10 protein-coding genes and 1 tRNA gene are annotated in these 8,357 nt (G+C 59.7%); 5 read left to right on the top strand and 6 right to left on the bottom strand.

Going from position 1 to position 8,357, the window contains the following annotated elements; translation table 11 throughout:
• From ABYO54_RS10790 to ABYO54_RS10775, 4 genes are all read right to left on the bottom strand, one after another.
• The coding region (locus tag ABYO54_RS10790) for a hypothetical protein (protein ID WP_372808257.1) at positions 1 to 724 on the bottom strand (724 nt) is incomplete at its 3' end.
• A complete protein-coding gene (yidD, locus tag ABYO54_RS10785; RefSeq protein WP_372808256.1) occupies positions 721 to 1,530 on the bottom strand; it encodes a membrane protein insertion efficiency factor YidD in 810 nt (269 codons plus the stop codon). The genes ABYO54_RS10790 and yidD, both read right to left, overlap by 4 nt.
• Before the next feature lie 19 nt (positions 1,531 to 1,549).
• Positions 1,550 to 1,924 (bottom strand): hypothetical protein, encoded by a 375-nt coding sequence (locus ABYO54_RS10780; RefSeq protein WP_372808255.1) that lies wholly within the window; start codon positions 1,922 to 1,924, stop codon positions 1,550 to 1,552.
• 41 nt (positions 1,925 to 1,965) lie between these two features.
• The gene (locus ABYO54_RS10775) at positions 1,966 to 2,727 is read right to left on the bottom strand and encodes a hypothetical protein (RefSeq protein ID WP_372808254.1); all 762 of its coding nucleotides are present in this window, start codon (positions 2,725 to 2,727) and stop codon (positions 1,966 to 1,968) included.
• Between the two features lie 257 nt (positions 2,728 to 2,984).
• Between ABYO54_RS10775 and ABYO54_RS10770 the strand changes: the two genes are divergently transcribed.
• Positions 2,985 to 3,149, top strand: a complete 165-nt coding sequence (locus ABYO54_RS10770; RefSeq protein ID WP_372808253.1) for a hypothetical protein — start codon at positions 2,985 to 2,987, stop codon at positions 3,147 to 3,149.
• A 141-nt stretch (positions 3,150 to 3,290) separates the two neighbouring features.
• On the opposite strand, the gene ABYO54_RS10765 is transcribed toward ABYO54_RS10770, so the two are convergent.
• Positions 3,291 to 3,854 (bottom strand): LA_2272 family surface repeat-containing protein, encoded by a 564-nt coding sequence (locus tag ABYO54_RS10765; protein WP_372808252.1) that lies wholly within the window; start codon positions 3,852 to 3,854, stop codon positions 3,291 to 3,293.
• A gap of 281 nt (positions 3,855 to 4,135) precedes the next feature.
• Here ABYO54_RS10765 and ABYO54_RS10760 point away from each other — a divergent pair, with 281 nt between their 5' ends.
• From ABYO54_RS10760 to ABYO54_RS10745, 4 genes are all read left to right on the top strand, one after another.
• Complete coding sequence (locus tag ABYO54_RS10760; RefSeq protein ID WP_372808251.1) at positions 4,136 to 4,813, top strand: YggS family pyridoxal phosphate-dependent enzyme; 678 nt, start codon at positions 4,136 to 4,138, stop codon at positions 4,811 to 4,813.
• Between the two features lie 64 nt (positions 4,814 to 4,877).
• Positions 4,878 to 5,675 carry a pyrroline-5-carboxylate reductase gene (gene proC, locus ABYO54_RS10755; RefSeq protein ID WP_372808250.1) on the top strand — a complete coding sequence of 266 codons (798 nt, stop codon included), beginning with the start codon at positions 4,878 to 4,880 and terminating at the stop codon, positions 5,673 to 5,675.
• Positions 5,668 to 6,489 carry a hypothetical protein gene (locus ABYO54_RS10750; protein ID WP_372808249.1) on the top strand — a complete coding sequence of 274 codons (822 nt, stop codon included), beginning with the start codon at positions 5,668 to 5,670 and terminating at the stop codon, positions 6,487 to 6,489. The genes proC and ABYO54_RS10750 overlap by 8 nt, the downstream gene beginning before the upstream one ends.
• A gap of 183 nt (positions 6,490 to 6,672) precedes the next feature.
• A tRNA-Thr gene (locus ABYO54_RS10745) sits at positions 6,673 to 6,748 on the top strand.
• A gap of 409 nt (positions 6,749 to 7,157) precedes the next feature.
• Here ABYO54_RS10745 and ABYO54_RS10740 read toward each other — a convergent pair.
• Positions 7,158 to 8,186 carry a transposase gene (locus tag ABYO54_RS10740; RefSeq protein ID WP_372808248.1) on the bottom strand — a complete coding sequence of 343 codons (1,029 nt, stop codon included), beginning with the start codon at positions 8,184 to 8,186 and terminating at the stop codon, positions 7,158 to 7,160.
• Positions 8,187 to 8,357 lie beyond the last annotated feature (171 nt).

Here is an 8,357-nt window from a genome sequence, read left to right as displayed (position 1 = left end):
TGCCGGTATACCACGTGACTTCGAAAAAAGAGATGGCCGCGAACGCCCCCCACTGGTCTTCGTATGCGGTATGGGCCATGCCGTAGATAAAGAGGGCGTTGAGAATGAGGCTACGGAAGCCGTTGGCGATTTCGCCGGAATACCAATACCCCGCACCGGGAATCAACCCGAGCAACCCTCCGACATAGGGACTCTTATCCTGTCCGGCCGCGTAGGTATCGAGCGCCTGCAGCGAGGCGGTCCCGTCAGGAAGCCGGCCCAGTTGCCGGCGCGCATCCTCGAGATCGCCCCGGGAACAATGAATGGCCGCAGAGCGTCGCAAAGCAAACGTGCGCAGCGATTCCGGCGTGGCGGGTTCCGCGAGCAGATCATAGAAATAGAGGGCGCTTTCCGGATCGCGTGCCCGGTAAGCGCGCTCGGCGTTGAGCAGGGCGACTTCGTTGCCATAGAGCGATTGCGTATCGGCCAGCTCGGCGCGGTCGAGCATTTCGCGGGTCGGGACGGTTTTGCCGGCCTGTAGATAGGCATAGCCCGCATAGAGGTAGGCGGCCGCCACCTCCTCCGGCGCTTCGGTCTCCATCGCAAAACGACGGAATTCGACGGCGGCCAAGGAATAGTCCTTTTCGTTGAGCAGCTCACGCGCGAGAGAGAATGTGGTATCGCCGGCATGGGCGGAAACGACGGTGCAGACCAAGAGCGGAATTAAAAACGGGGTTTTGTTCATGGGTTCATCCAGAAGTCGTGGTGTTCAATAGGGTCAGCGTAACGGATGCGCCCATCTTCCATGATCAGCGGTTCGCGTTGCCGTCTGTTCACGTCAGGTTCGCGGACGAAGCGATCGGCAATCATCGGAACAGCCAGCAGCCCCCGTCGTTCGCGAGCCTCTACGAAATATTCGGAGCAGCTGGGCTGCAGGTTGCAGCGGTCGCCGATGGCGGGGCTGATCTGGGAGCGGTAAAATCCGATGATCCAGCCCGGCGCCGCTGGCTCATGGTTTGCCGGCTCGGGCTTGCCGCACTGCGCAAACAGGCCCTCGTACCACTGGTTGCGCGAAGTATTGATCTGGCTGATCAAGCCCTCCTGATTCTGCCTTAGCTCCGGATTCTGCTTCATCAGTCGCGACAACGAGCAGGCCGCATGGAGAAACAGCTCCTTGTTGGTCGTGCTGTGGAAGGCCATGGCAATGGAATTGAATGCCTCGCTCGGCCGGTCCATGCGCCACTGCTGGCGCCCCAGTTCGTAGGCGGCGAGGGCGGAAACCTGCACCTCCCTGCTTTCCTCGACAATGGCGGCCAATTGCGGGGCAACCGCTTCGGCGGCGGCTCCGGAGCGGACGGCCGACATGGCGTCAAGCAGCCTAAATCGCATCTCCGGCTCTTCGCCCTCCAGCAGGGCGCGCCGACACTCCCGGTGGCAGAGCCCCCACTCCCCTTTAAGGAAAAGATCCTCGGCCAGCGTCAACCGGTCGGCAAAGCCAGGGGCACAAAAAAAGAACACTCCGGCAATAAGGATTGTCGGAATGTTCGTCATCAGCGTGCCTAATCGTCGATTAATAGTACGTCGATCCATATGTTTCGGCGATGCCGGGACGGGTTACGCCATTTGCACCATCAAGACCATCCCATACTGCGAAGACAACGCCTGCGTACGGGATCAAACGACCCCAATCGCGCCAGTGGATATCTTTACCTTGCGCGTAATCGATCTGGGTTCTGCCCCCCAGGCAGCACCCAACGAGCAACCACGGAACGAATTCGCGTTCGCCGGTACCCTCGGTGTTATAGTCGGCCGCCGTGCGCGCACCAAGGCAACATCCGGAAAGGAACCCCTCGACGCCGCCTTTTTTAGCCTCGGCGGCATGCGCCGGTGCGATGGTCGCGACAACAAAGGATGCAACAAGCAATCCTGCAACAGTCTTTTTCATACCTATATCTCCTTATGCAATCAGAGGGAACCTTCTACCCCCTACTTGTTGGAAATATTTGCAAAATCGAAAACGAAGTCAACGCTCTTGTCAAAGAAACTAGACGAAATGAAAAGAGACTCGGCAACGGGCTTATTGGCAACGAATCGATCCACCCTGACCGTCTCGTTGAAGCTGCCATCGCCCCCGAAAACCACAAGCTCATGCGCCAACGGCACCCATGCCCCGGGCGCGGCCTCCGCGAAGCCACTATAGTCGTACCGGGCCGTCAACTCCTTCATGCCGGAAGTCTTGAAAAAACGAAGCCCAATCAATCGGTCCGCAGCATCGAACCGCAGAACCACGTATTGCTCGCCGGCCTGGATGCCGACCTGTTTGGCTGCGGTCGCATCGCCAGCCAGCGGGGTCTCATCAAACCCCTTAAGGCGCAACAGATGGTCCATGGCCGTGCCCGGAACCATTCGGAGCGAGATGGTCATCGGCTCCGAAAGCTCGTCCACCGGCCGCGAGAACCCTTTGGAGTCGCCTTCGATATGCTGCCAGAGCGTCTTTCCATCCGCGATGGTTCGCCGCTTGATCGGGGAAATTCCTTCGGCGTGCAACTGGTCTTTGTTGGTCCAGTAAACCCGGCTGAGGAAGGTCATCTTACCCAGATTGCCCTCTTTGGTTCGACGGATGTGACAGGAGACCGCTTCGATTTTTGAATACCCCTCCAGCAGGCGGTCAACCTCCGGCCCGCTGTAGGCGGCGGAAGACAACAGGAGGAACGGCAAGAGGATCGACACTGATTGGGTTGCTTTCATTCTTTAACAGTAGACAGAATCCGCGCTCCGGTTCAAGGCGAACGATTGGCGATAAAAATCACGAGCCGACCGACCAACCGCATACCCCGCAAGCCACGCAGAACAACCCCTCCCTCTTTCCGGCCAAAAGAACGGCCTTCCGCTCTCCCGGCATGGGCGGACAACGGCGCGCGCGAAACGGTTTTCGCGCTTTCATTCTTTAATCCCGCCGCAATTGAAGGCAATTGTGCATAGCTCAATCTGACAGAAGGGAAGCAATGAACGATACGTTTGAAGAACGCTTGAAATCGGCGGAACGGCGGATTTCCGCCGCCTGCGAAAAGGCGGGACGGGATCGCGACAGCGTCCGTTTGCTGGCCGTATCGAAAACCAAGCCGCCCGAAGCCGTACGCGAGGCGGCCGCCTGCGGGTTGCGCCGCTGAAGCCCGACGAGGTCGTCGAAGCCGCCAACCGAATGGGTAAATGCGAAGTGCACGGCCTGATGACCATTCCGCCCTTCGCGCCCGACCACGAAAAAGCCGCCCCACGACGGAGCGGCTTTCCAATCGTTGCCTTGGCGCGTGCTATTTGTCGCCGAAGGTCCAGTTGACAATGACAAATCCCTTGGCCAGATCGCCCGGGACGTCGGTGAACCAGTTATTGTCGGTCATGATGTTGACGAGACCGAGCTGGAACAGGTTATGCGTTGTTTCCGCATAGTTGACGAGGCCCCACTGGAAGCCGCTATCGACCGCCTTGGCCACGTTGACTACGCCGAGCTGGACACCGGTCAGGCTGGCGGAATAGTTGGCCAGCCCCCACTGCAAACCGGTGAAATCGCCGGAAGCATAGTTCACGACGCCAAGCTGGGCGCCGGTGTAGTTTTCAGCATAGTTGAAGAAGGTCGGCAGAAAAACAAACCATTGGACCCCGACGCTGTCGCCGGTTGAACCGTTCACGAAACCCAACTGCCACTGGAATTTGGAGCTCGGGTTTTCATTCCAAACGCCAATGGATGCTCCTTTGATATCGGTATCGCGACTTTGGAGCGCAATATCGGGAACTAACGAAGCCTGGAACGCTGCGGTTTCCGCATATACCCCGGCGGCAAACGCACAACCCGCCGCAATCATGATTAACTTTTTCATTCTCTATCTCCTTGTTATGGGTTCCAACCAAATTCCCAACGGTCACATCTCCGCGGGGAATGTGTTGCAGTCTAAATAGCACCAAAAGTATTGCAATTAAAATCCCAGGTATATTCGATCGGCTATCCCGCCTTTTCATTTGCCGGGCGGAAAACCGGCCGGGACCCCGGGAAAAAAGGGCCGGACAACGGCGCGCGCGAAACGGTTTTCGCGCTTTCATTCTTTAATCCCGCCGCAATTGAAGGTAATTGTGCATAGCTCAATCTGACAGAAGGGAAGCAATGAACGATACGTTTGAAGAACGCTTGGAATCGGTGGAACGGCGGATTTCCGCCGCCTGCAAAAAGGCGGGACGGGATCGCGACAGCGTCCGTTTGCTGGCCGTATCGAAAACCAAGCCGCCCGAAGCCGTACGCGAGGCGGCCGCCTGCGGGTTGCGCCTCTTTGGCGAAAACCGCATCCAGGAGGCGCAGTCGAAAATTCAGCTGTGCCCGTCCGGGCTGGAGTGGCACCTCATCGGCCACTTGCAGACCAACAAGGCCAAGGTCGCCGCCCGGCTGTTCCAGATGGTGCACTCCGTCGACTCGCTCAAGCTGCTCGAAGCGCTCGATAGCCATGCCGCCACGCCCCTGCCCGTCCTGCTGCAGGTCAACGTATCCGGCGAATCCGCCAAATTCGGCATGAAACCCGACGAGGTCGCCGAGGTCGTCGAAGCCGCCAACCGAATGGGTAAATGCGAGGTACACGGCCTGATGACCATTCCGCCCTTCGCGCCCGACCCCGAAAAAACCCGCGTCCACTTCCGCGCCCTGCGCGCGCTGCGCGACCGCCTGCAGCAAACCACCGGAACCCCCCTGCCCGAGCTCTCCATGGGCATGTCGCACGATCTCGAAGTCGCCATCGAAGAAGGCAGCACCTGGGTGCGCATCGGAACCGACCTTTTCGGAACAAGGGGCTAGACGCCCGGCTCAACCCATTTTACGAACGTGATAACCTAACCCTAAAACTTACACACAGGATCTTATGAACATTACCTTTATCGGAGCGGGCAACATGGCCGAGGCCATCGTTGCGGGAATTATCGGAAACGAAGTGGTTACGGCGGAAGAGGTCTGCGTGACCGACATTTCCGAAGCGCGGCTGGAACACTTCGAATTCGGCTACGGCATCCGAACCTCCATGAACAATGCCGAAGCGGTGGCCAACGCCGACGTCGTCGTACTCTCCGTCAAGCCGCAGATTTTCCCCGCCGTCTGGCCGGAGATCGAAAGCGCCCTCAAGCCGGAAGCCCTGGTGATCAGCATCATGGCCGGCATCCCGTCCGCCACGATCGCCCATGGCCAGCCGATCCGCGTCGTGCGGGTCATGCCCAACACCCCGGCGCTGATCGGCCGCGGCGCCGCCGGCATCGCCGCCGGCGAGCTGGCCACCGAGTTCGATCTGGAAATCGCCTGCACGTTGCTCGGCGCCGTCGGCACCGCCGTCGTCGTTACGGAAGAGGAGATCGACGCCGTCACCGCGCTGAGCGGCAGCGGCCCGGCCTATGTCTTCTACCTGCTCGAAAGCATGCTCGAAGCCGCCGACCAAATGGGGCTGAAGCCGGGCATCTCGCGCAACCTGGCGCTCGCCACCGTCATCGGCGCCGCGGAACTCATGCTGGAATCGGGCGAAGGGGCCGCCGAACTGCGCGCCAAGGTCACCTCCAAGGGCGGCACCACCCACGCCGCCATCTCGACGCTGGAAGAGCGCGGCGTAAAGGACTCGGTCGTCGCGGCGCTGCTGGCGGCGCAGGCGCGTTCCAAGGAACTGGCCAATGGCTAGCAACCCCGCCAAAAAGAAGCCGCTGAGGATTCGGATCAAGCGCAACGCCATCCTGGCGTTCATCGTGTTCCTCATCCTCTACATCGGTGCGCACGTCATCACCCGCACCCAGGGCTTCCGCTCCGCCGTTGCCGACAAGCTGTCCAACGGCGCGCGGCAGCTCATCACGCTCGAAAAATGCGGGGCCACCCCGCTGATGGGCTTGCGGCTCGAAGGGCTCGGCTTCGAGGGCGCCTCCATCCCCGACGTCAAGGTCTCGTTCAACTGGTTCTCCTTCTTTTCCAAGAAGACCCCGTTCGTGCGGCAGCTCAACCTCGACAACCTCGACATCGAATTCCGCCGCATTCCGCAAAGCGGCAACTGGGAGCCGCTCGTCCTCCACGGCGTCGGCGCGCGCCTCGGCGCCGTCCTCGGGCTCAACCCCACCCAGATGGGCGACAACGACGCCCTGCCCAAATTCCCCGCCTACGCCATCAACGAAAAAACCCTCGTCAAGCTGCGCCGCGCCAAACTCGTCTGGCGCGACGAAAACGGGCGCGAGCTCGCCTACATCACCGAAGCCGACCTCAACGTCCGCTCCGGCATGTTCATCAAGCGCAAGGTGATCCAAACCATCGCCAAGTGCGGCCACGTCAAGCTCGCCTCCGGCCGCGCCCTGCGCGACTTCCGGCTCGAAGCCTTCCGCATCGAGGGCTCCGGCGTCGTCACCATCCTCGACATGGCCGACAGCAACGGCGAATACCCCGAGTTCGCCACCGAAAACCTCTGGCAGGACCTCAACCTCAACCTCGGCCAGCTTTCCGAACTGCATTGATCCCGCGCGATCGCGACGTTGCCCGCCCCGCGCCTCGACGCGGCGCGCACCGACGGCCCGGCAGCAAAACCATTCTATGCACGCCGAGGGGCGAAACGGTTCTGGGCGCCCCCCGCTCGAAATTCGTAAATGTGCATTGACCCGGTGCGCCCTTTTTCGTAAACAGATCAACTCTTTCGAGAGGCCAATGTAGCTCAGCTGGTAGAGCAGCTCATTCGTAATGAGCAGGTCGTCCGTTCGAATCGGATCATTGGCTCCACTTTCAGCCCCGCTTCCGCGGGGCTTTTTTTGCCCATCCTGTTTGGGCCGGTTCTTTTACCCCCCGCGTCGCCATCGATTCGGCAGATAAATATCGGGTTATGGCCACGAGAGAACGCAAGGACACCAAAGGTTCATTCCACAGGCTTTCGGGTGATTTTTGCGATCTTTGCGCTCTTTTGTGGCTAACGATCTCCCGCATGGAATGCGCAATATTTAACCGCCGGAGCAATAGCAAACACGGAAGCACAGGGATTCGTGTTGCCCCGATCCTCCGCGGCAAAAAAATTGGTTCCGGCTCCGCCGGGGAAGGGAACCACTGATGAACTCAGATGGACACAGATACTCAAGTTTGTCCTGCTCACCCGCCGGAGTAAGAGCCTGTTCTTAAATCTGTGTCGATCGGTGGTTCATTTACTTTTCTGGGATGATGTTTGGGCCGGTTCTTTTACCCCCCGCGTCGCTGGAGCCCTCGCTTTCACTTTCTCTTCCACACGCAACTCACGGATCAACCGATCCAGCATCCCGTTGGGAGCCACATGCGGCAGCCAAAGTTCATCCGCACGCTCCAGCACAAACCGATTCCGTTGCTCCGCCGCGGCCAAATCCCCGTCGTGATTGCGCATTTCTAAAATCAACAACCGGTTTTCTTCCAACGCCTCCCGTACGGCGGGCTGTGACGCCGCCCAATCCAAGCCCCAGGCCGGGCACCAGATAACCGGCCGCTTGCACTCCAGAAGGTTTTCGAAAATCTCCCGTTCCACGGGGGAATGGAATCCGCTCAGGGCAACGAGGTGGTCCGCAAGGATGGCATTGTTGTCGACCCCCTGCGGCGCATTGCGACTGCACAACACCCCCAGCTTTTTCGCAGTCCACAACCCCGGATTTCCCATTCCGCGCAACCCCGCTCCGAAATCAGTAACGCAACGCCACGGATTCATCCGGATATACTCCGCAATGGTCTGCTCCGCCTCCGGCGTGCGGACAATCATTTCATAATAATTACGATGCCAAATCCGCATGTTCTCAGGGGCATGCGTCCCATTGCGGGCGACAAGAATATCGCCCCTAGCGCGCACGGTGCGGGTTACCCCCGCCTTAAATCCCGTGATCACATCCCCCAGACGGCCGCCACCACGCTCAACCCTTATGAGGGCATGAAAATGATCCGGCATTATCACCCGCTCGCCCCACTCCATCCACGGCAAAAGACGCGCCGTCTTTTGCATTTCCTCCTCCATAATTTCCCGTATGGGCGCCATTCGTCCGGGCGGCACGACTGCCGCCCCGCGCCCGCTCGCCCCAAAAGGCTTCCCGTCTGCCCATTCGACAAACTCCCGATGCGCACAAATCGTCACAAAATACACCCCGCCGCCGGCATAATCATGCCCCTTGAGCCGGATCGACCGGCGATGATGAATTTCAGGATTATAGCTCACACCACTCCTCCGCAGTACGGGCGGCATTCTTGCCTCCCCGTTATCCGCCCTCCGTCCTCCACCCTCCGGAACTACGCCTCCGCAAAGCTCGTGAACCCGTGCTCCGCCAGACGCCTGCGCATGCGGGCCAGCTTTTCGAGCGAACCCGAATAAAGCGCATTCTCGGCACCC

The organism is Pontiella sp. (assembly GCF_041622395.1).
GTDB lineage: Bacteria > Verrucomicrobiota > Kiritimatiellia > Kiritimatiellales > Pontiellaceae > Pontiella.
The sequence above is the reverse complement of the archived record's forward strand: the minus strand, read 5'-3'. Positions and strand labels throughout refer to the sequence as shown.

Coding starts and splice junctions, on each gene's coding strand:
- yidD (WP_372808256.1), bottom strand. CDS start 1,530: ATGACGAACATTCCGACAATCCTTATTGCCGGAGTGTTCTTTTTTTGT.
- ABYO54_RS10780 (WP_372808255.1), bottom strand. CDS start 1,924: ATGAAAAAGACTGTTGCAGGATTGCTTGTTGCATCCTTTGTTGTCGCG.
- ABYO54_RS10775 (WP_372808254.1), bottom strand. CDS start 2,727: ATGAAAGCAACCCAATCAGTGTCGATCCTCTTGCCGTTCCTCCTGTTG.
- ABYO54_RS10770 (WP_372808253.1), top strand. CDS start 2,985: ATGAACGATACGTTTGAAGAACGCTTGAAATCGGCGGAACGGCGGATT.
- ABYO54_RS10765 (WP_372808252.1), bottom strand. CDS start 3,854: ATGAAAAAGTTAATCATGATTGCGGCGGGTTGTGCGTTTGCCGCCGGG.
- ABYO54_RS10760 (WP_372808251.1), top strand. CDS start 4,136: ATGAACGATACGTTTGAAGAACGCTTGGAATCGGTGGAACGGCGGATT.
- proC (WP_372808250.1), top strand. CDS start 4,878: ATGAACATTACCTTTATCGGAGCGGGCAACATGGCCGAGGCCATCGTT.
- ABYO54_RS10750 (WP_372808249.1), top strand. CDS start 5,668: ATGGCTAGCAACCCCGCCAAAAAGAAGCCGCTGAGGATTCGGATCAAG.